Below are 20247 nucleotides of genomic sequence, written 5' to 3' on the forward strand. Positions count from 1 at the left end.
TAATTACTATAACTAAAAGCTAAATTTGAGTTGTAAGTATCGACTATATTCGACTTAGATTCAACATAAAAAAAATGCCATCCAAGTTAAAATCTAACCCACAAATTTCATATTGCCATTTTGATAACATAAAAAACTTGAATTGCCAGTAAAATCTATACTTAAAGGCCACAAAAAAGTTTATTACGAGGAAAAAAAATGGAGCTCACGACGGGATTTGAACCCGTGACCTCTTCCTTACCAAGGAAGTACTCTACCCCTGAGCCACGCGAGCACAAAATAAGATTCATATAATTTAATAATGAGTTTTGATTTTTGGCAAAAAAAAAGATCCTCTAGGAGGATCTTTTTAATGGAGCGGGCGACAAGGTTCGAACTTGCGACATTCAGCTTGGAAGGCTGACACTCTACCAACTGAGTTACGCCCGCATAAGATTTAAATTTTATAACCTTTTAAAAACATTCTGTAAAGAATTATTTTCAAAATGGTGGCGAGAGATGGATTCGAACCATCGAAGGGATACCCCGACAGATTTACAGTCTGTTGCCTTTGGCCACTCGGCAACCTCGCCACAACCGCTGTAAAGAATGGAGCTGGCAATAGGACTCGAACCTACGACCTGCGGTTTACAAAACCGCTGCTCTAGCCAACTGAGCTATGCCAGCAAACATTACTTGCGATGGAAATAAGTTATAAAGTAGAATTAAAAACCTGGCAAGCTTTTTTTAACTTATTTTTTAGAAAAAACTTTTTCCATTGCAATTGCCGCAGCAACAGATACATTTAGCGACTCAATTTTTCCCATTGGCTCTAAACGTATTTTCTTTTCCAGTAGACGAACTGTAGCGTGTGACAGTCCTCTATCCTCTGCCCCAAGTACGAGGCATTTAATCCCATTGATTTCACCTAAATCATTATCATCAGTATGCTCTGTAAGCCCTATTGGAGTTACGTTACGCTTAATAAGTGCTGATAGAAACTTAGGTAAAGAATTGCATTTAACAATCTCAATATATTCTAGAGCGCCAGATGCAATACGGGCCATCGAAGGCCCAATATTGAAATTATTTTTTACTGCAAAAACAATATGAGAAACATTGTAAAATGCTGCTGTACGCATGATTGCACCAGCATTGTGGACATCTGTCACACCATCAAGACATAAGATTTTTACTTCTTCACCATTATCGATTGCATCAAATAATGGTTTTGTTTCCGATACTTCTTTCTGACTTGTTAACAAGAAAACACCTGATGGAACTCTTGTGTATTGAAAGTCTTCTTGGGCGTAAAGCTCTTTAGCTAGTTCTTGAACTTTATGAGAAGAAACTAGTTTAACCTTCACTCCATCAAGTTCTTGTTTTTTAATTCCGCCCATTTTGTAAAGCTTATCGATCCCTTCTTCACAGGCTACTAATTCGATAATCTGACGTTTAGGATTGCGAATTGCGTGTACAATAGAATGTACTCCAACAATGATATCTTGTTCCATTAAAGGTCCTTTAAAAGCTCGTTAACTTTTACGAGAAGCTCGTCTTCTGAAATTTTAATTTTTTCACCAGTACGTCTTACTCTAATCTCAAGTAGGCCATCTTCTTTGTGATCTCTTTCTCCAAGAACAACTTGAAGTGGTAATCCTAAAAGATCAGCATCTTTAAATTTAAACCCTGGTCCAGCCTTTCTATCATCATAGACAACTTCTAAACCAGACTCTACAAGCTTCTTATGAAGTTCATTTGCTTTTTCTTTGTATTCATCAGACTTAGTGATGGCAACAAAAGATAAGTTGTATGGTGCGATTGCTGCTGGCCAAATGATCCCATTTTCATCATGGTTTTGCTCAATTGCTGCTGCAACTAAACGAGTTACACCAATACCGTAACAACCCATTAAAGGCGTTGCTGCCTTTCCATTTTGATCGAGAATAGTTACACCCATTCCCTTCGTATACTTGTCACCAAGTTGGAAGATATGCCCTACTTCAATACCTCTTTTAAGCTCTACTTGATGCTTTCCATCGAGAGTAAAGTCACCAGAGCATGCAAGTCTAAGATCAGCAGTTTTAATATCTTTAAGCTGTTCATTTGCGACAAAGTTCTCTAAGTGCATATCAACTTTATTTGCACCAACAACGTAAGCCCCGTCTAGATCAACTTGTGCATCAAATACGATTTCTAAATTATTAATTCCAACTGGTCCAATAAAACCTTTTTCAAGGCCAAGAGTTTTTAATTCATTATCAGTCGCTGCAATTAAGTCACGTCCTGGATATACTTTTTCAAGTTTCAATTCATTTAGTTCATCGTCACCTAAAAGAAGTGCTAAAACAAAAATTTCATCTTCTTCATTCTTTGCTTTATAAACTAGAGACTTGATTGAGTGATATTCACTCTTTCCTAAGAAGTCGCAAACATCTTTGATTGTTGCTTTACCAGGTGTTGCAACTTCGGCCATATCACCTGTTTTAGATGCACTTTCAACCTTTCTTAATGTCTTAGCTGTTTCTATATTGGCCGCATAACCTGCTTCATTTGAATAGATAATTGCATCTTCACCAGCATCAGCGATTACTTGAAATTCATGAGTTTTAGCTTCACCGTCGGCCATTGCTCCACCGTCAGCAACAACTGCTGAAAACTCAAGCCCTAGGCGATTAAAAACATTTTCATAAGCTTCATACATTCTATCGTAAACTTCATCTAAACATTCTTTTGAAGCATGGAAAGTATAAGCATCTTTCATGATGAATTCACGCCCACGCATTAAACCAAAACGTGGTCTAATTTCATCGCGAAATTTTGTATTAATTTGATAAAGAGAAAGAGGTAAATCCTTATATGACTTTATTGTTTTTCTAAAAACATCAGTAATGGCCTCTTCGTTTGTTGGCGAAATACAAAGATCGCGATCTGCTTTGTCTTTAAACTTAAGCATCTCACCACCCATTTTATCCCAACGGCCAGTTTCTCGCCAAAGCTCACCTGGAGTAACAACAGACATTAGCATTTCGTAACATCCGGCCTTATCCATTTCTTCGCGAACAATTTGCTCTACTTTGCGAATTGAACGGTAGCCCATTGGTAGATAATTATATAATCCAGCTGCTGACTTATGAATTAAGCCCGCTCTCATCATTAGCTGGTGTGATGCAATTGTTGCATCTGCTGGCACTTCCTTATAAGTTTGCCAAAAACCCTTTGATAGAATCATAGTATTTTCTCTCTTTTATAACGCGTGAAAATCCATACCATTGTACACGCTGTTATTCACACAATAAATGTTAAATATTTTTATATCGACTGATTAAAATGACGGCGCAAGGGCCATGGGCAGATCAAACGCCTGAACTGCTTCTTTCTCAAGAGAAGTCGCTGATACAATTTCGTATGCATCTGGCGTCTCAAGAAGCTTGCGACAAAGAACGTTGTGAACGTGGTGACCAGACATGTAAGTAGTGATTTTTCCAGCGATCTCATAACCAAGAAGGCTAATATCACCTACAGTATCAAGAATTTTATGTCTTACGAATTCATCATCAAAACGTAATCCATCTGGGTTCATTACTTTAAAATCATCTAGAACAATTGCATTATCAAGAGATCCGCCCTTAATTAGACCTTTTCTCTTTAGCATATCAACATCTCTTAAAAGACCAAATGTACGAGCACGGCCAATTTCTGCGATGTAATTCTCACACGTAAATTCAAATATCTTACGTTGAGTTTTGATAATTGGGTGTTTAAAAACGATAGTTGAATCAATCACTAGCTTTTCACAAGGTTCGATTCTCGCCCATTTTTCGCCAACTTTAACTTCCACCGGCTTAGTAACCACTAGGAACTTCTTAGTTTTATGAAGTTGTTGAATTCCCGTCTCTTTAATAACGTATAGGAAAGATGCACCTGAACCGTCCATAATTGGAACTTCTGGCCCATCGATCTCGATGTAGCAATTATTGATACCAAATCCATAAAGAACAGAAAGAAGGTGTTCAACAGTGTGAACAGCACCTGGACCTGAACCAATAGCAGTATTATTCTCAGTCGCCCCAACAGTGTCTGCAGTTGCCTTAAGAATTTGTGAATCTTTAATGTCAGTTCTTTTGAACTGAATACCAGAATCTGCTTCAGAAGGATGTAGAGTCATTGTCACCTTCTTTCCAGAATGGATCCCAATTCCTGTAATCATCACTTTTTTCGCTATAGTTCTTTGGTTTAACATTAAAAATCACCTAATTTTAAGTACTTTGTGTAATTTTAAACTGAGCAGCAATATATAGCAAGTATCGTCATAGATGAGCAAAATATTACTGAATTTCCTGTCCTAGAGGCTTTTGTAACAAAAATTAACCAACCCTTCCACTCTTTTAACAATAACCGTAAAATAAATGCAGATGTTAAAACAACGTTAATTTAATTACATGAATGGGTTAAAGAAGGTTTACTGATGGAAAATTTATTTAATAATCTTGATTTAAAAGAAGTGAATAGATTCAATGCTGGATGCTGTGTTGAACACTTGGCAATTACAATTACTGAAGCTGGAAGTGATTACTTAGTGGCCACGATGCCTGTCGATGAGAGAACGAGGCAGCCATACGGCGTCCTTCACGGTGGAGCAAGTTGTGTCCTAGCAGAATCTGTAGGCTCTATAGCTTCTAATATTATTTTGGATTCTTCAAAATACTATGCAGCAGGTTTAGAGATTAATGCTAATCACGTTCGCCCAGTGCAATCTGGCATTGTAACAGCAAAGGCAACGGCCGTTCACCTTGGGAAATCGACCCATATTTGGGATATCCGCATCACAGACGAGAAAGACAAATTAGTTTGTATCTCTCGCCTGACGATGGCAGTTATTAAAAAGTAGTTTTTATTTTTTCAAAAGACGAGTTGGCATCTCAAAGGCTTCGTTAGTGAGCTTCTCACCAGTCTTTGGATGCTTTACTGTTCTAAGTGCTACGAAGTGAAACAGAAGTGGGTTGATTGAGTAGATCTCATTTAAGATCTCTCTTTCTTCTTCTGTAATAAATCCCTTCTCCACTAGATCAGTCGTGCGATAGATCCAATTGATTGCAGGTAGTGGATAGTCTGATCCATACATTACACGATGGTGAAATTGTTTATTTTCAATCATCTCAATTAGAGGCTCACTTAGTCTTTCATAAATAATGAGGGCCGAAAGATCTGTGAAGAGATTCTTCTCATATTTCTTTTCCTTGAATAGTCTCCAAAAAAGATCAGAACACTCTGCCTGTACTCCACCGTTATCTAAGTCTTCACACTTACCACGAGATGCCGCGTGAGAGATGATAACATCAACACCGAGATCAAGTGCATGACGAAGTCGAAGTGGGTTTCCCAACTCTTGAAACTTATCCCCTTCAACGGCCTTCTCCTCACCTGCGTGAGTAATGAGTGTCATATTATATTTTTTAAGAGTTTTGTAAAAAGGAATAACCTTTTCATTTGCAGGATCAATCCCCATCGCATTTGGAAGCCACTTAACAAATTTTACACCACGTGCAGCCCACTTCTCTAGTTCTTGAATTGCATCTTTACGATAAGGGTGAACAGAGGCAACCATCTTAAAGTTTACTGGATGTTTTTGTGACAACTTCCACACGTATTCATTTGGAACGTGAAACTCTGAATGCTTTAAATCTTTGCTTCCATCTAATTTATAGTGGTAATCAAAAGCTAGTGCATAAGCAGGAATAAAGTGTGGCTGGTAAGTCATTAAATCAACAAGACGAGAAACATATTGCTCATCGGCCTGAGATTCATCATCAACACCTGAAGCTGTAATATAAACATTGAAGCGATTATACTTTGATAAGTGATTATACCAATCTTGCATTTCAGGATTTACCCAAATACCACTTCCGCTATTTCCAAGCCCTACAATATGAAGGTGAGTATCTCTCAATTTTTTAAGATCAATTCCATCATAAGACTTTTCAACAAAGTCTTTCACGTGTTTTGGTAATTTATCGTATTCGTTTGGTTCGTAATCGAAGTCACCACCAAGTTTCCCATATAGAAGAGAGCATGATGACAATAGCATTGCTAGTGTAATTAATAATAAATTTTTCATTAAAATAACCTTAGACCTTTTTTATAGTCGTATTTAACTTGTAGAAGTACGCTGAAGTGATCATGATCATCACGATCGTGATTGATTCCTAAAATAGTATCGTATGTCCACTTATCTCTTTTAAATTGATTTAGGAATCCAACAAAAGCTGTATCTTGCTTACTTTTTTCTGCCCACGAACGAAAATGTAAAACACCAAATGTATAAGTATCACTATATTGATAAGCGATAATATTTCTCATGACATTAACAATATCGTCTGTGTAAATTTCCATTGAGTGAAGAGCATTAACGACAAGTCCTGAATAGCCACTGTACTTGAAAAACTCTCTTTGAAAGTCATTGATCGTAACTAATTTCTTATAGGCTAAGACATTTTCAATCCTTAGATATGAGCGTGTCCCATCTGCATCACAAACTTGTGTTTCACAATCAAAAGTCGAAAGCTCTTTTGATGAGCGCCAAACTTGCTCTGTTCCTGCAGTGAACCCTAGAATTGAAATTGGGAAAAAATCGATTCGTCCACCGACTGAATTGATTGTTCCACTCGTGTTGAAATAAGCCGATTCACGAATAAATCCATAAATCTGGTCATTGTAGCGCCACATTTCTTGGCTTATCCCGGCGTCTACTCGAGCAGCTGCTCCAAGAATATAAGAACGATAACCAGCAGTTGCTGATAAATCGTAAGTGGCCTGAATGTTAAACGTAATTAGACATAAACACAGAAGTAAAAACTTATTTTTCATCAATCAACTCTTTTGCAATTTGTGAGATCTCGCGACCTCTTGGCGTACGTATTAAAAAACCTTCTTTTAAAAGAAATGGCTCATAAACATCTTCAATCGTGGAGCGATCTTCAGCAAGAGTTGCACAAAGCGCTTCAATACCAACAGGTCCCCCACCATAATACTCTTGAATAACAGAAAGAATGCGTCTATCCATGCGATCAAGACCATGTTCATCAATTTCCATCATTTCTAGTGATTTTTTCACATCATTTATATTTACGTGAGAAGAATCACGAACAATGGCGAAGTCGCGAACACGGCGAAGGACACGATTGGCAATTCTTGGTGTCCCACGAGAACATCTTGCCATTAACAATTCCGCATCTGCATCGATTTGAATTCCAAGTTTCTTTGCATTATTTGAAATAATTACTGCAAGCTCGTCGGCCTTATAAAAGTCGAAATGGAAATGGGCCATAAAACGATCACGTAATGGATTTGATAAAAGTCCTGAGCGTGTTGTAGCACCAATTAGAGTAAAGGGCGCAATTTCAATTTGCATTGTTCTTGCGGCAGCACCATCACCAATGACAATATCTAAACGGTAATCCTCCATCGCCGAGTAGAGAATCTCTTCAACAGAAATATGCATACGGTGAATTTCATCAATAAAGAGAACATCACGAGGCTCTAGGTTTGTTAAAATAGCAGCAAGGTCTCCCTTTTTCTCAATGGCCGGTCCAGAAATGACGTGAAGCTGACTTCCCAGTGCATTCGCTATAATCATGGCAAGAGATGTCTTTCCAAGCCCTGGAGGCCCAGATAAAAGAGCATGGTCCATTGACTGCTTACGCTTTACTGCTGATGTCACCATGACATCAATATTTTGGACGATTTTTTTCTGGCCAATATATTCAGAAAAATCCTTTGGCCTTAGAATAACTTCTTTTCTTGTTTCTTCTTCATCAAGAGTAGGATCAAAAAAGCGACCTTCAGACATTTACACCTCTTTTAAAACGAGGTGAACAAGTTGTTCAGCTCTTGTTATTTGATTTTCATCTAAAATTCTCTTAGCAAGTGGCATAACTTTATCTTCTGTAAAGCCAAGCTCCTTACATGCCATGATTGCATCATTCATAAGAGCAGAGTCATGACTTACCACCTCTGTTATAGTTTCTTCGAATAACTCAAGATTAAGTGGTGCTTGTACCGAAGTCTCACTAGACTGAGTTGCTGTAGCAGAAGCTTTCGAATACATTTTTATTTTTTGTGCTTTTCCACTTAAATCAAGAATGATCTGAGAAGCGGCCTTGGCACCAACACCAGGTGCCTTCTGTAGTGTTTTCTTATTGTCGAAAGTAATAGCATCGATAATATTATCGACACCAATACTTGTTACAAGAGCAAATGCCCCTTTAGGACCAACACCCTTAACACTTAGTAATAGTTCAAATGTTTTCTTCTCACGAAGTGAGCGAAAACCAAAAAGCTCTTCACTTGCCTCTTTCACAATATGTGAAATGAAAATCGCCGCAACTGAGCCCTCAGGTAAAACATGTTGAAAATAAATTTGGTGTCCTACTCCTGAAGGAGTAAATAGAATTAACTCGTTTCCATCACTGAAAACAACTTCGCCTTGTAATAGACCGATCATAAAACCTACTTAGAAAATACTTCTTTTAATGTACGTGCTTTTGTACGAGTATGAGACGATTTTCCCTTTATTTTTGCTCTTTGTCCACGATTCAACGCGTGACAAAGCGCTATAGCAAGGGCATCCGACTCGTCATGTGATTTAAAATCTAGCTTACCAAAGATCATACTCAGAGCGCGATCAACACTTTCTTTTGAAGCAAGTCCATGTCCTGTAACACTAGATTTTATTAAGTTTGGTGAATACTCTGTGATCTTCCCCTGATACTTTTCAGATAGACCTGCGATAAGAGCACCTCTTGCTTGAGCAAGCTTAGATAGTGCTGGAATACTCTTTACATAGATGAGTGCCTCGACAGATATTTCATCTGGCCTATACATTGAGACAATATCTTTAATTGAAGAAGAAATCGTAGCTAAACGATCGAGAAACTCTGGTATCTTATCAAATTTTAAAACACCTGAGTCGACATACTTAAATTTACGACCTTCCACTTCGATAACGGCCCAACCAGTAGTACGAGATCCGGGGTCAATTCCTAGAATATACATAGATTTAGTATAAACGAAAAATTCGAATTTACGAGCGATCTACGCCTTTTATCATGTGGCCAATATAAAAAACTGCTGATCCACCAATAAATTGATAGAGCTCAAGCATTTCATAGTCACCTTTTTGTAAACCAACAAAAAGACAAAGCCCAACTGATGCGAAACCGATTAATTGTAGTGCTAATCCTAACCAAAAAAACATATCACTTGAATACGACTTAATTCTGAAATTGCCAATACCAAGCTATAAAGATAATATGTGTTAATGCAAAATGAGACAAAATTACTATATGCGCAACCAGTCATAGAAAGGCAAGTTGAACTCCTTAAACAAGAGTGTATCACCCTGAAAGAACAAGGTGTGGTTCCTTGTTTGAAAGTAATTCTTGTTGGTGATAATCCAGCAAGTGTTATTTATACAAATAGTAAGAAGAAATTTGCAGAAAAAATTGGTGCTAGTTGTGAAATTGTTAATTTAGAGAAAACAATTAGTGAGGAAGAGTTCCTGAAAATTGTTAATCAATTTAACGAAGATCCTCTTGTCCATGGAATTCTTATTCAACTACCACTTCCAAAATCACTTTCACAAATTGATACAACAGACCTTGTTGTTCCTCACAAAGATGTCGATGGTTTTCACTACGAAAATGTTGCTAAACTTTATCGAGGCCAACTTGGCGAAACATCAATGATTCCTTGTACACCAAAAGGCATTGTGACAATGGCCAAGTACTACGGAGTAGATTTTTCAGGAAAGAATGTTGTTATCGTTGGTAGAAGTCTTATTGTTGGTAAACCACTTTCATTATTACTAACAAACTTGAATGCAACAGTTACACTTGCGCATTCGAAAACACAAAATTTAAAAGAGCTAACTAAGTCTGCAGATATTATTATCACGGCCATTGGCTCACCTAAACTCTTTACTAAAGAGTACTTTAGAAATGATCAATCACAAGTTGTCTTTGATGTTGGTATCAATCGAAGCAGCGAAGGAAAGCTTTGCGGTGATTGTGATTTTGAAAATATTAAAGATCAATTAGCGGCCATTACTCCAGTTCCTAAAGGAATTGGTCCAATGACTATTTTCAGTGTCTCTCAGAATTTAATTAGCGCCGCTAAGAAATAAAACCTAAGGAAATTTATGAAACAAACATCACTTACACAGGCGCATCGCGACCTTAAGGCAAAAATGGCAGACTTTGCAGGTTATGAAATGCCGATTCAATATGCTGGCGTAAAAGCTGAAGTTGAAGCCGTAAGAAGTAACATCGGTGTTTTCGATGTTTCTCACATGGGTGAATTCTTTGTAACGGGGCCAGATGCAGTAGCATTCGTTGACTATATTATTACTAATGATTTTACAAATGCTGAAACTGGCAAAGCTGTTTACTCACCACTTTGTCGTGAAAACGGAACAGTTATTGATGATCTGATTGCTTACAAATTAGAAGCTCAAAAAGTTTTAATTTGTGTAAATGCTGCAAATATCAATAAAGATTGGGATTGGATTTCATCAAAAACTGAAGGTTTTAATATTGAACTAACAAACCAGTCAGAAGACTATTCTTTACTTGCTATTCAAGGTCCTAAAACGGAAGAAGTTCTGTCTAAACTAGGCTTTGACTCAGTAACAAGCGCTGCTTATTACTCAGCATACGAAAGTGCTTGGAATGATGCTCCGGTTATCATGGCAAGAACTGGCTATACAGGTGAAGATGGATTTGAAGTTTTTGGTTCACATGAAACAATTCAAAAACTTTGGTCAGAACTTCTTGGAGCAGGAGTTACTCCTTGTGGACTTGCTTCACGTGATGTTCTAAGACTGGAAGTTTGCTATCCACTGTACGGTCACGAGTTAAATGATGAGTTAACTCCTCTGGATTCGGCCCTTAAGTGGACAGTAAAGCTAAACAAAGAAAATTTCATCGGTAAGAACGCACTACAAGAAACGACGCCAACTCATCGACTTGTTAAACTTTCTATCGATAAAGGTATTCCAAGAGAAGGCTACGAGATCTTAAATGACCAAGATCAAGTCATTGGAGTTGTAACTAGTGGAACGATGTCTGTGACTAACTCTCAAGGGATTTGCCTTGGTCTAGTAAAGCGTGATTTATTTCCTGAAAATAAGAAATTTAGAATACAAATTCGAAAGAATGTAATAGATTCAAACTATCATACAAAACCATTTGTTACCGGAGGGCACAAATAATGACTAATATTCCAACTGATCTTAAATATACAAAAGAACATGAGTGGGCAAAGATTGAAGGTGATATCTTAACAGTAGGTATTACAGATTTCGCACAAAACTCTCTAGGAGATATCGTATTTGTTGAGCTACCTGAAGTAGGTCAAGAATTCTCTAAAGATGACACTTTTGGAGTTGTAGAATCGATTAAGTCAGCAAGTGATCTTTATATTCCAGTTTCTGGAACAATTACAGAAATCAATGAAGAACTTCCAGATTCACCAGACAATCTTAACTCTGAGCCGTATGAGTCTTGGATGATTAAGGTGAAAATGTCTAATCAAGATGAACTTTCAGATCTTCTTTCAAACGAAGAATACGAAAGCCTTTGTCAAGAATAAACAAAATAAAATCTGTTTTAATTTCTTACATATGCCCTCGAAATGAGGGCATTTTTTTATTTCAGTAACTTACAAATTTCTCACCTAAAAATATTTTCAATTGACCAACTTTTTCCTTTACGAAGTCCTACTAAGGCTTCATACTCGCATTCTCCAATGTTCATCAATAAATAGAGACAGGTATTAAATGCATAATCAAGAATCTATTCAGCTAATCAATACGGCAATCATCAAGGGTAAAGAGAAGAAGATCGATACTACTTATGAGGATAGATTAAACCAAGCATGTAACTCGTCTGCTATTGCAGCTATTTCAAATGCCATTCAACAATTAGCAGAAACTGATCGTATCTCTTACGATCAAGCCGCTATTAAAATCGTTGAAACGATAAAAGAATTAGATCAGGTTTGGACTGACTACGTTCTGATGGAAGGTATTAACAATATTAAAAAGATGCTTAAAGGAAATACAAAGCACTAAGCCTTAGTTCTTTGTAACAGCAAAGCCCCAATCGATATTTGCATGACCATTCTTAACTAGGCCAGATGGTGGGTTAGGAAATGGGCCAGCTTTATTAAAGGCTTCAACTGCAGCGTCATCTAACTCTTTTACTCCAGAAGTACCATTAACGATTACATTAATGATTTTCCCGTCATTATCAAGCACAACGCGTACATTTGTTAGAAACTTTTCTCCCGCAGGTCCACGACGATTCTGACGATATAGGGACTCCATTTTTTGTCGTAGAGTTGATCCCCAATGCTGCTCTAATTGCTGCTTAATTCTAAAGTAGAAACCATAATACTTATATTCAACGGTATTAAGTTTAGTGAAGTCACCTAATTTCACATCTTCAAGATGATCATTTGAACTGGCAATACCTCTATGATTCTTGCTACCAGTTTTTGTCCCCTTAACTAGGTTTTGATCTTTTTCGAGTGGAGAATTTTGTGCTACAGCAAAGTCCTCAAAGCTAATTCGTCCAGTCTTAGACTTTGTTACTTTACGCTGCTCTTTCTTCTTAGTTTTTGAGCCTTGTTTTTTTTGATCGATTTTAGAATTACCAACACCACCTATATTGAAAGCGGCAACTTCTTTGGCCTTCGTTTCACGATCAACCTTATTATTAGTTTCACTCAAGTATTTGGCATCATCTGCTACTTCTTGATTTGTCTTAGCAGCTGTAACAATTTGGCGTGGCTTTTCTCTATTGAGTCTCAGACGAATTCGCTCAGGCTTTTCTTCCTCTTGAGACTTTGTCAGAGATAATGAAAAAGATGTTAGTTTTGAAGGCATCAAAGAAATATGTACTACTAGCGATAATGCTATTGCTAAGTAGATATAAGTCTTATGGTTTTTGTGAACTAATTCCAAAGTGTCTCCGAGAAACTAACTATTCTTTAGCCTTCTCGGAGAAAATATCGAAAAATTTACTACATATTTTGATTAATTGTTAAAGAAATCATCATCTTCAAGAATTGCACCTGTTTCTTGACTATTTTCCTCTTTCTTAAAGAAGTTATTCTTAGAATTAGATCCAGGTTCAGTTCCTTCAACAAAACTTTCCAAAAACTTTGATCCTGAGCCATTTGCTAGCTCGCCAGTTTTCTTATTAATTGAAACGTTAACAATACCAGCTGGCATCTGGAAATCTCTTTCCCCATAGATCTGAATTGAACGTTGCATATATGATTTCCAAATAGGCATCGAGGCCTTAGTTCCTGTTTCAGGCCAACCCATTGTCTGGTTGTCATCCATCCCTGTCCAAACACCAGTAACAATATTTTGTGAAAAGCCTAAGAACCAAGCATCAACATAACTACTCGTTGTACCTGTCTTACCACCTAAGAATTGACTTACACTAAGAGCACGTCTTCCAGTCCCATTATGAACAACACCCTTAAGAAGATTTGTCATAATATAGGCCAGTCTTGGATCATAAACTTGTTCTTCATCTAAATTTAATAAGTATGGATTAACTGCTTCTTTTTCAAACTCATTATGAGAATCACTTTCCTTTTCACGAACATTATCAGTTTGATTTAAGTTTTTAGATTCTTTAGCAAGCTTCTCTAACTCAAGTTTGGACTGTGTCGCAAAGTCATCCTGAAAGAAATACTCTTTTCCATTACGATCTGTAATTGAGATGATTGATTTAGGAAGAACCTTCTTCCCACCGTTTGGAAAAATTGAATACGCACGAATCATTTCGAGAAGCGTAACACCAAAAGAGCCTAGAGAGATCGACATATCATTTGGCATATCGGCATGAAAATTAATACGATCGAGGTAGTTGAAAATTTTATTCATTCCTAAATCAAGAGCTATCTTAATTGTTGGAATATTTCTACTAAACTCAAGAGACTCTCTAAATGTCATTGGCCCCTTAAACTTTCCATCATAGTTACGAGGCTTCCAATTTAGCGCTTGATTAGCACCACCGAGGGCCTCAGGAGTATCTAAAATGATAGTATTGGGTTGATAACCATTTTCCAGTGCTGCCGCAAATAAGAGTGGTTTAAAGGCCGAGCCAGGCTGACGTTTTGATTGAAGAGCACGGTTAAACTCACTCTTTTCAAAATCAACACCACCAACCATTGAGATAACTTCCCCAGTAAATGGATTAAGACTTAAAAGTGCTGCTTGAACTTTTGGCTCTTGTTCAAGTGAACATTCAAGATACATTTGTTCTTCTAATGTCTTATAGTCTTTAAGCTTTTTATAAGTATTAGCATATTGAGAATATACGTGTTCAGAAAATTTTGAGCTGAAGTCCTTAATTTTCACATGAATAATATCACCCTTCTTTAAGATATCATTTGGGTTTTTCACGTATGCGAAGTACTTTCTCGCATCTGTATATTTTCTCTCATGGGCCCAGCGATAAGACTTATAAGGAATCACACCTGTAATACCACCAACAGAAATAATGATATTTCTCATGCGTCTATCTAAGCGCAGAACAACGGCCTTATATAATTTATCTTTTTCTAACTGACCAAGTAATTGATCTTCTGAACTATATCCAGGATAAAACCTTGAAGAATAAAGTTTCGATAGTTGCTCTTGAGTAAAGTCTTTCAATACAGCAAGCTCATCTTCTTTTAGTTGAAGCTCATACTCTCTTTCATTATTTTCAGTAAGAGTGAAGTAATTTGACTTATCTTTATATAACTCAACTCGAAACTCTTCGATATATTTGTCTAGCTCTTCTAATTCAATGTGACCTATTGGCCCTTGGAACCCTTGACGCTTATCAATTTCGTCAGCACCTATCTTAATATTTTCTTCGGCCGTTTTTTGAAGGTCATAATTTAGAGTTGTTTGAACAGTAAATCCCTCAGTAAGAAACTTTTCCTCACCGACAATATCAATTGCCTGTCTTCTAACCCAGTCCGTAAAGTAGCCCGCAAGGAAAGGACTATTTCTTCTAAGCTGATACTTTATTTTTTCTTGAAGTGCTTCTTGATACTCTTCTTTAGTTATTTTTTTGTTCGCAAACATACGGCCAAGAACGTAGGCTTGTCTCGTTTTAGCATGTTGTGGATTACGGTAAGGAGAATACTTTCCTGGAGCAACAAGAAGTCCTGCAATAAGTGCAGACTCTGCCACAGTTGCTTCATTTAACTCTTTATTAAAATAGCCGCGAAATGCCGACTTAACACCGTAGTATCCACCACCAAGATATACTTGATTTAAATAGAGAAAAAGAATTTCTTCTTTATTAAATCTTTTTTCAATTTTTTGAGCGAGAAGGAAATCTTTAATCTTTCTAGTGATTGAACGCTCTGATGAAAGTAGTAAAGATTTTGCAACCTGTTGAGTAATTGTTGAACCACCTTGTACAACACGTCCTGCCTTAAGGTTTGCAATAAGAGCTCTCATAACTCCAAAATAATCAACACCATCGTGGTTATAAAAATTTGAATCCTCTGCTGATAAGAACGCATCAACAATACGTGGAGGGATTTCATTAAATTCCACGACCTCTCTATTTTCTTTACCAATATTATAGAGAACGACCCCATCCTTAGATAAGATCTTTGATTTAATTGGTGGGTTGTAATCTGCAAGACTACTAATTTTAGGTAATGTAAAAGAAAAATATACTAGTATCGAGAAGACAAATAATCCTCCAAATAAAACCAAGAAGGACGTTAATACTAATAATCTTTTTAAATGTTTCATAAATTCTCTTTTATAATTTCACACTTCTTCATTAAGCTATAATTCTGCTTAGGCATATTGATTTGAATCATTTTACCATTTATCTGATTTTTAGAAACCGATAAGTTTTTATCATATGCAAAGACGAACACTCTCTGGGCAATTAGACGAGAGATGTCTTCTGAAGTAATTTCAATTTGAGCGGCGAGCACTTTCTTATTATTTTCAATATTATTTTTTACACCATCAATAATATTACCTTTCGTATTGAAGGTAATATTTCCATTTGCTGCAACATTTGTAAGATAATAGGCAATGCTAGATTTCTTGATTGCCCTAGCGTTGATCTTTAGATTTTCAATTACTTCATTCGCATCATTTCGTTCTTTTAATCTAAAAAATTTCCACTTAACAAGTTCAGGCTTTTTTGTTTGTGAAAGCATGGCCGCAATCGCAGAAGAACTTCCAATACCCGCAACAAAATTAATTTTCACATCATTCTTCATAAGACATGAAACATAATCCATTACATCAGTATTAAAATTTTCACTGGCACCAATAATAATACCCACTGTATTAATACGTTCACTTTTTAAGCTTTGATGTGTACCACCACTAACTTGTCCAGGTCCATACTCAGTATATGACGATTTTTCATCGACTGAAGGTATGACATTTGTCTCTTCAGCATCAACTGAGATTGTCACCACTCTTTGCTCTTCTTCTGGTTGAGTCTGACAAGTGTTGCTCAAAAAAACGAAAACTAAAAATATAAGAATGAAGTTTAACTTATTCAATTTCTTTTTCTTCTAATTTATCTGTAAGTTCTAAAACTTTCTTTTCCACTTTTTCAAGGTAGCCCTTGCTATCAGTATATAGCTTCACACCTTCTTCGAAGTTTTTTAGACTGTCATCAAGAGTAAGTTCACCTGATTCAAGTCCATGAACTAGTTCTTCTAATCTTTTTAAGTTCTGTTCAATATCAATTTTCTTGGCCATATTTCACCGTGTCATTTTCTTAACGTTATTAAATCCTATATGGACTAATATTCCCATACTTTGCATGTTCTTTAAATAAAAAGGTGTGATAATCACTACTTACATCGTGGGTCATTTTTACCTATGTAGGTAATTTGGCACCCTGGTTGGTATAGTTAAAGAAGAATTTGCCAGGAGGGCAGATGAAAGAACTATGGGTACCGCTATCCGGTGCAATCGCACAACAACAGAAAGTTGATACAATTGCCAATAATGTTGCAAATGCCAACACGCCTGGATTTAAGAAAGATCAACTCGCATTTAAAGAGTATTTAACAGCACTAGATAAAGGTGTTGAAGATATTGATTTACCAAATAAAGAATGGGCACCAGAAGACTTCTATCGTAGCTATGGAGCTGAACACGCGATGGTAAAGGTCGATGGATCATTCACAAATTTTACTCAAGGAACACTCTCTCCAACGAGTAACCCACTTGATATTGGTCTGCGCGGAAATGGATTCTTGGCAGTAGAAACACCAAAGGGTGTGCGCTACACAAGACGTGGAACGCTTTCTCTTCGTCAAGATGGTGTAATTACAACACAACAGGGATATCCAGTTCTTAATAGAGAAGATAACCAACCAATTTCAGTTCCACCAGGTACGAGAAATATCACCTTCGCTCTTGATGGTGCAGTCTATGCAAATAACAACCAAGTTGGAGCTCTAAATATTACTGAATTTAACGATATGCACGCCTTAAGAAAAGAGGGCAACTCACTGTATATCAATAATAATGAAGGCAACCTTAAAGAACAGATTAATACTTCCGTTCACCAAGGTTTCATCGAGCAATCTAATGTTAACGCCGTTTCAGAAATGTCAGAGTTAATCAAAGCTCACCGTCATTTTGAATCAATACAAAAAGCAATTAAAACTTATGATCAAATTAGCTCTAAGTCAGTTAATGAAATGATCAAATTTTGAGGTAGTATGAAAAATATTATTCTATTTATTACATTCCTACTCATGGCCCGCTATTCATTTGGAATGATGAAGGCCCTAAATATTGCAGCAACAGGGATGGCGACACAAGAGATGCACGTTAACACGATCTCAAATAACGTCGCTAACTTAAATACCATCGGATATAAAAAGCAAAGAGCTGAATCAGAAGATCTTATGTATGAAACAATCACTGAAGCTGGCTCACGCTCAGATGCAAACTCAAATTACACTGTTGGTGTACAAGTTGGTTCAGGGTCGAAAATCAGTGGTGTAAGAAAAGTCTTTTCAGCAGGTGCACCTAAAGTAACAAATAACCCATTTGATCTAATGATTAATGGTGACGGTTTCTTTGGAATCATTAAACCAAATGGACAAATCGTTTATACAAGAGATGGTGCATTTAATGTAAATGCTCAAGGTCAACTTGTTTCAAAGCAAGGCTACCAAATCTTTCCAGGGATAACATTCCCACCAGGTGTTGCAACGGTTAGCATTGGTAATGATGGAACAGTTGAAGCATACTTTAATGGACAAGTAGAGCCGCAAGTCGTTGGACAAATCCCAGTATTCACATTTGTTAATAACCCAGGTCTTCATAACGATGGAGGTAACTTCTATCGTCAAACAACTGCGAGTGGCCAACCAATTCAAGGTATTGCGGGAACGAATAATACAGGTTCGATGCAACAAGGAGCTCTTGAAATGGCCAATGTAAGTCTTATGAATGAAATGACGGATCTTATTAAGGCGCAAAGGGCCTATGAGATGAACTCTAAGGTAATGGGAGTAGCGGATCAAATGCTACAAACTGTTAACAATATTACAAGATAATAGGAAGAAGAGAGAGAGTGTTTAAACTAATTCTTTTAACATTTATTACAGGCCTTTCTTTTGCAAGTAATTGTGAAGTATCGATGGCGCAAAAAAACTATCGTATCGAGAATTCTGAAATTACTTACAAGTCTGAAAATTGTAATCGTTCTCAACTTGAAATTCTTAATGAAATTCTTATTTCAGCACGTGGTAATTTCTATTTAAATCACAGCCGAGACTTAAAAGAGAATGATATTAATTTTCTAACTAAAGATGCAGTAATCATCAATTTAGATGAGACAATCAAAACACAATTTACAATTCAAGATGATTGGAAAATTTCATTCAAATCGAGAACACCAATTAAATCAATAACAACTGATAATTTAACAACACTCGAGTTGATGTGTAATGACTGTAATAAGCTTGGTCACAACAAACTAAAGATTTCATTAGATGGTATGACGAAGTGGTTTGATATCGTTGTTCAAAAGCCAGTTAAGGCGGTTGTTGCCAAGAATGAAATTGGCCTTAGCTTTAAGTCGATCAACACAAATAATGTCGAAGAAAAGACAATTTATACAACAGATGAGAAGGCCGTTTTTAAGAATCTAGATGAAATTGCTTTCTACAAATCAAATAAAGTTATCTCGCCAGGTGAGACGATTAATAAAAGAGACATCTCCCCTATTAATCTAGTGACATTTGGTGTTCCGGTAAAAGTAATCCTTAATAGCAATGGAATTAAACTAACTGGCCAAGCGCTACCAATGTCGACAGGCAAGTTACAAGATTTCATAAAAGTGAAGAATGTAAAAACTAACAAGGTATTCACAGCGAAAGTAATTGGACTCAATGAAGTGAAGGTAGATTTATGAGAAAAATTTTATTTTTAACACTAGCACTACTAACGACATCTTGTGCTAACTACATTAACAAAATGTATAATGAACTGGATGGTGTTAACCAAAGAGAGCTCGAACAAAAAAGAGCAAACGTTGATAATACATTCGATCAATATCGTAACTCTTATGGGGATAGAAGACAGACTTCGGCAAATACTCCAAACATGGCACCACAGGTGCAAAGAAGATATAACAATAATCAATTATCTCAACGTCAACAACAGCAACAACAACCAAAAAGAGTAACTGCAAATAATTTCCATGATCATGGAAACACAGGCAGCCTTTGGGCCGGTAATGGGAATGAGAACTACCTATTTACAAAAAATAAATGGAAGAGAAACGGCGATATTATTCTAGTAAACGTTCAGACTCGACTTAAGAATGATATTACAATGGAGCTCAAAAGGGCCTTCCCACCGATGCCAACACTTGCCGGGCAAAATCCTGAAAGCACGACAGCAGCGACTACACCAGGTCAGGCACAAGCACCTGCAGGAGCCGGAGCTGAAGAGGGTGAAGACACAAGTGCATCAAATAAAGTTCATGACAAAATATCGGGTGTTATTGTTGAAGAGATCAGTCGTGATCACCTACTTGTACGAGGACAAAAAAATGTTCTCTTTAAAAATCGTAAACACCTAGTTGAATTACAAGCATTAATCTCACGCAAAGATATTAATGAAGACGATACAATTGATTCGACAAAATTTTTAGAAAGCTCTGTAACGGTATTGAGGTAATT

At 36.8% G+C, this 20247-nt stretch carries 22 protein-coding genes and 4 tRNA genes; 9 read left to right on the plus strand and 17 right to left on the minus strand.

What is annotated here, in order from left to right:
- Positions 1-199: 199 nt before the first annotated feature.
- The 7 genes from ABMA72_RS08790 to lpxC all read right to left on the minus strand — a co-directional run bounded on the left by ABMA72_RS08790 (position 200) and on the right by lpxC (position 4222).
- Positions 200-274 (minus strand) — tRNA-Thr (locus ABMA72_RS08790).
- A gap of 79 nt (positions 275-353) precedes the next feature.
- Positions 354-429, minus strand: a tRNA-Gly gene (locus ABMA72_RS08795).
- Between the two features lie 57 nt (positions 430-486).
- Positions 487-572, minus strand: a tRNA-Tyr gene (locus ABMA72_RS08800).
- Positions 573-589: 17 nt separating this feature from the next.
- Positions 590-666, minus strand: a tRNA-Thr gene (locus ABMA72_RS08805).
- A 65-nt stretch (positions 667-731) separates the two neighbouring features.
- Complete coding sequence (locus ABMA72_RS08810) at positions 732-1493, minus strand: TrmH family RNA methyltransferase (RefSeq protein ID WP_392861551.1); 762 nt, start codon at positions 1491-1493, stop codon at positions 732-734.
- Positions 1493-3211 carry a proline--tRNA ligase gene (locus ABMA72_RS08815; RefSeq protein ID WP_393056832.1) on the minus strand — a complete coding sequence of 573 codons (1719 nt, stop codon included), beginning with the start codon at positions 3209-3211 and terminating at the stop codon, positions 1493-1495. The genes ABMA72_RS08810 and ABMA72_RS08815 overlap by 1 nt, the downstream gene beginning before the upstream one ends.
- 93 nt (positions 3212-3304) lie before the next feature.
- Positions 3305-4222, minus strand: coding sequence for a UDP-3-O-acyl-N-acetylglucosamine deacetylase (lpxC, locus tag ABMA72_RS08820; protein ID WP_392861549.1), 918 nt, complete (start codon positions 4220-4222; stop codon positions 3305-3307).
- Positions 4223-4447: 225 nt separating this feature from the next.
- Between lpxC and ABMA72_RS08825 the strand changes: the two genes are divergently transcribed.
- On the plus strand, positions 4448-4870 hold the full coding sequence (locus ABMA72_RS08825) for a hotdog fold thioesterase (protein WP_392861548.1): 423 nt from the start codon (positions 4448-4450) through the stop codon (positions 4868-4870).
- A gap of 3 nt (positions 4871-4873) precedes the next feature.
- On the opposite strand, the gene ABMA72_RS08830 is transcribed toward ABMA72_RS08825, so the two are convergent.
- The 6 genes from ABMA72_RS08830 to ABMA72_RS08855 are packed head-to-tail and all read right to left on the minus strand — an operon-like array spanning position 4874 to position 9235.
- The gene (locus ABMA72_RS08830) at positions 4874-6097 is read right to left on the minus strand and encodes an amidohydrolase family protein (RefSeq protein ID WP_392861546.1); all 1224 of its coding nucleotides are present in this window, start codon (positions 6095-6097) and stop codon (positions 4874-4876) included.
- Positions 6097-6846, minus strand: coding sequence for a hypothetical protein (locus tag ABMA72_RS08835; RefSeq protein ID WP_392861544.1), 750 nt, complete (start codon positions 6844-6846; stop codon positions 6097-6099). Before ABMA72_RS08835 ends, ABMA72_RS08830 begins: the two co-directional genes overlap by 1 nt.
- On the minus strand, positions 6836-7828 hold the full coding sequence (ruvB, locus tag ABMA72_RS08840) for a Holliday junction branch migration DNA helicase RuvB (RefSeq protein WP_392861542.1): 993 nt from the start codon (positions 7826-7828) through the stop codon (positions 6836-6838). Before ruvB ends, ABMA72_RS08835 begins: the two co-directional genes overlap by 11 nt.
- Positions 7829-8482, minus strand: coding sequence for a Holliday junction branch migration protein RuvA (gene ruvA, locus ABMA72_RS08845; RefSeq protein ID WP_392861541.1), 654 nt, complete (start codon positions 8480-8482; stop codon positions 7829-7831). It lies immediately after the preceding gene.
- Between the two features lie 5 nt (positions 8483-8487).
- Positions 8488-9033 carry a crossover junction endodeoxyribonuclease RuvC gene (gene ruvC / locus ABMA72_RS08850; protein ID WP_392861539.1) on the minus strand — a complete coding sequence of 182 codons (546 nt, stop codon included), beginning with the start codon at positions 9031-9033 and terminating at the stop codon, positions 8488-8490.
- A 28-nt stretch (positions 9034-9061) separates the two neighbouring features.
- Positions 9062-9235 (minus strand): hypothetical protein, encoded by a 174-nt coding sequence (locus ABMA72_RS08855; protein WP_021267658.1) that lies wholly within the window; start codon positions 9233-9235, stop codon positions 9062-9064.
- Between the two features lie 63 nt (positions 9236-9298).
- On the opposite strand from ABMA72_RS08855, the gene ABMA72_RS08860 reads away from it, so the two are divergent.
- From ABMA72_RS08860 to ABMA72_RS08875, 4 genes are all read left to right on the plus strand, one after another.
- On the plus strand, positions 9299-10162 hold the full coding sequence (locus ABMA72_RS08860; protein ID WP_392861537.1) for a bifunctional 5,10-methylenetetrahydrofolate dehydrogenase/5,10-methenyltetrahydrofolate cyclohydrolase: 864 nt from the start codon (positions 9299-9301) through the stop codon (positions 10160-10162).
- A 15-nt stretch (positions 10163-10177) separates the two neighbouring features.
- Positions 10178-11248: a glycine cleavage system aminomethyltransferase GcvT gene (gene gcvT, locus ABMA72_RS08865; RefSeq protein ID WP_392861535.1), complete on the plus strand. Its 1071-nt coding sequence runs from the start codon at positions 10178-10180 to the stop codon at positions 11246-11248.
- Entirely contained in the window at positions 11248-11628 is a 381-nt protein-coding gene (gene gcvH, locus ABMA72_RS08870) for a glycine cleavage system protein GcvH (protein WP_392861533.1), read from the plus strand. Before gcvT ends, gcvH begins: the two co-directional genes overlap by 1 nt.
- A gap of 187 nt (positions 11629-11815) precedes the next feature.
- Positions 11816-12109 carry a hypothetical protein gene (locus ABMA72_RS08875; protein WP_021267699.1) on the plus strand — a complete coding sequence of 98 codons (294 nt, stop codon included), beginning with the start codon at positions 11816-11818 and terminating at the stop codon, positions 12107-12109.
- Positions 12110-12112: 3 nt separating this feature from the next.
- On the opposite strand, the gene ABMA72_RS08880 is transcribed toward ABMA72_RS08875, so the two are convergent.
- The 4 genes from ABMA72_RS08880 to xseB form a co-directional block, all read right to left on the minus strand.
- Entirely contained in the window at positions 12113-13003 is an 891-nt protein-coding gene (locus tag ABMA72_RS08880) for an energy transducer TonB (RefSeq protein ID WP_392861531.1), read from the minus strand.
- Between the two features lie 72 nt (positions 13004-13075).
- Complete coding sequence (locus ABMA72_RS08885) at positions 13076-15817, minus strand: penicillin-binding protein 1A (RefSeq protein ID WP_392861529.1); 2742 nt, start codon at positions 15815-15817, stop codon at positions 13076-13078.
- Positions 15814-16548: a hypothetical protein gene (locus ABMA72_RS08890; protein WP_393056834.1), complete on the minus strand. Its 735-nt coding sequence runs from the start codon at positions 16546-16548 to the stop codon at positions 15814-15816. Before ABMA72_RS08890 ends, ABMA72_RS08885 begins: the two co-directional genes overlap by 4 nt.
- 37 nt (positions 16549-16585) lie before the next feature.
- Entirely contained in the window at positions 16586-16795 is a 210-nt protein-coding gene (gene xseB, locus ABMA72_RS08895) for an exodeoxyribonuclease VII small subunit (RefSeq protein ID WP_199177562.1), read from the minus strand.
- Positions 16796-16977: 182 nt separating this feature from the next.
- Here xseB and flgF point away from each other — a divergent pair, with 182 nt between their 5' ends.
- From flgF to ABMA72_RS08915, 4 genes are read left to right on the plus strand one after another with little or no spacing between them, the layout of a single operon-like run.
- Positions 16978-17763, plus strand: coding sequence for a flagellar basal-body rod protein FlgF (gene flgF, locus ABMA72_RS08900; RefSeq protein WP_392861526.1), 786 nt, complete (start codon positions 16978-16980; stop codon positions 17761-17763).
- A 6-nt stretch (positions 17764-17769) separates the two neighbouring features.
- Entirely contained in the window at positions 17770-18615 is an 846-nt protein-coding gene (flgG, locus tag ABMA72_RS08905; RefSeq protein ID WP_392861524.1) for a flagellar basal-body rod protein FlgG, read from the plus strand.
- Between the two features lie 17 nt (positions 18616-18632).
- Positions 18633-19475: a flagellar basal body P-ring formation chaperone FlgA gene (flgA, locus tag ABMA72_RS08910; RefSeq protein ID WP_392861522.1), complete on the plus strand. Its 843-nt coding sequence runs from the start codon at positions 18633-18635 to the stop codon at positions 19473-19475.
- Entirely contained in the window at positions 19472-20245 is a 774-nt protein-coding gene (locus ABMA72_RS08915) for a flagellar basal body L-ring protein FlgH (RefSeq protein ID WP_392861520.1), read from the plus strand. The genes flgA and ABMA72_RS08915 overlap by 4 nt, the downstream gene beginning before the upstream one ends.
- Positions 20246-20247 lie beyond the last annotated feature (2 nt).

This window comes from Halobacteriovorax sp. CON-3, from assembly GCF_043196995.1.
Taxonomy (GTDB): Bacteria; Bdellovibrionota; Bacteriovoracia; order Bacteriovoracales; family Bacteriovoracaceae; genus Halobacteriovorax_A.

Excerpts from the sequence above, each read along its gene's own strand:
- ABMA72_RS08810 (WP_392861551.1), bottom strand. The coding sequence starts at position 1,493 with ATGGAACAAGATATCATTGTTGGAGTACATTCTATTGTACACGCAATT.
- ABMA72_RS08815 (WP_393056832.1), bottom strand. The coding sequence starts at position 3,211 with ATGATTCTATCAAAGGGTTTTTGGCAAACTTATAAGGAAGTGCCAGCA.
- lpxC (WP_392861549.1), bottom strand. The coding sequence starts at position 4,222 with ATGTTAAACCAAAGAACTATAGCGAAAAAAGTGATGATTACAGGAATT.
- ABMA72_RS08825 (WP_392861548.1), top strand. The coding sequence starts at position 4,448 with ATGGAAAATTTATTTAATAATCTTGATTTAAAAGAAGTGAATAGATTC.
- ABMA72_RS08830 (WP_392861546.1), bottom strand. The coding sequence starts at position 6,097 with ATGAAAAATTTATTATTAATTACACTAGCAATGCTATTGTCATCATGC.
- ABMA72_RS08835 (WP_392861544.1), bottom strand. The coding sequence starts at position 6,846 with ATGAAAAATAAGTTTTTACTTCTGTGTTTATGTCTAATTACGTTTAAC.
- ruvB (WP_392861542.1), bottom strand. The coding sequence starts at position 7,828 with ATGTCTGAAGGTCGCTTTTTTGATCCTACTCTTGATGAAGAAGAAACA.
- ruvA (WP_392861541.1), bottom strand. The coding sequence starts at position 8,482 with ATGATCGGTCTATTACAAGGCGAAGTTGTTTTCAGTGATGGAAACGAG.
- ruvC (WP_392861539.1), bottom strand. The coding sequence starts at position 9,033 with ATGTATATTCTAGGAATTGACCCCGGATCTCGTACTACTGGTTGGGCC.
- ABMA72_RS08855 (WP_021267658.1), bottom strand. The coding sequence starts at position 9,235 with ATGTTTTTTTGGTTAGGATTAGCACTACAATTAATCGGTTTCGCATCA.
- ABMA72_RS08860 (WP_392861537.1), top strand. The coding sequence starts at position 9,299 with ATGCAAAATGAGACAAAATTACTATATGCGCAACCAGTCATAGAAAGG.
- gcvT (WP_392861535.1), top strand. The coding sequence starts at position 10,178 with ATGAAACAAACATCACTTACACAGGCGCATCGCGACCTTAAGGCAAAA.
- gcvH (WP_392861533.1), top strand. The coding sequence starts at position 11,248 with ATGACTAATATTCCAACTGATCTTAAATATACAAAAGAACATGAGTGG.
- ABMA72_RS08875 (WP_021267699.1), top strand. The coding sequence starts at position 11,816 with ATGCATAATCAAGAATCTATTCAGCTAATCAATACGGCAATCATCAAG.
- ABMA72_RS08885 (WP_392861529.1), bottom strand. The coding sequence starts at position 15,817 with ATGAAACATTTAAAAAGATTATTAGTATTAACGTCCTTCTTGGTTTTA.
- xseB (WP_199177562.1), bottom strand. The coding sequence starts at position 16,795 with ATGGCCAAGAAAATTGATATTGAACAGAACTTAAAAAGATTAGAAGAA.
- flgF (WP_392861526.1), top strand. The coding sequence starts at position 16,978 with ATGAAAGAACTATGGGTACCGCTATCCGGTGCAATCGCACAACAACAG.
- flgG (WP_392861524.1), top strand. The coding sequence starts at position 17,770 with ATGAAAAATATTATTCTATTTATTACATTCCTACTCATGGCCCGCTAT.
- ABMA72_RS08915 (WP_392861520.1), top strand. The coding sequence starts at position 19,472 with ATGAGAAAAATTTTATTTTTAACACTAGCACTACTAACGACATCTTGT.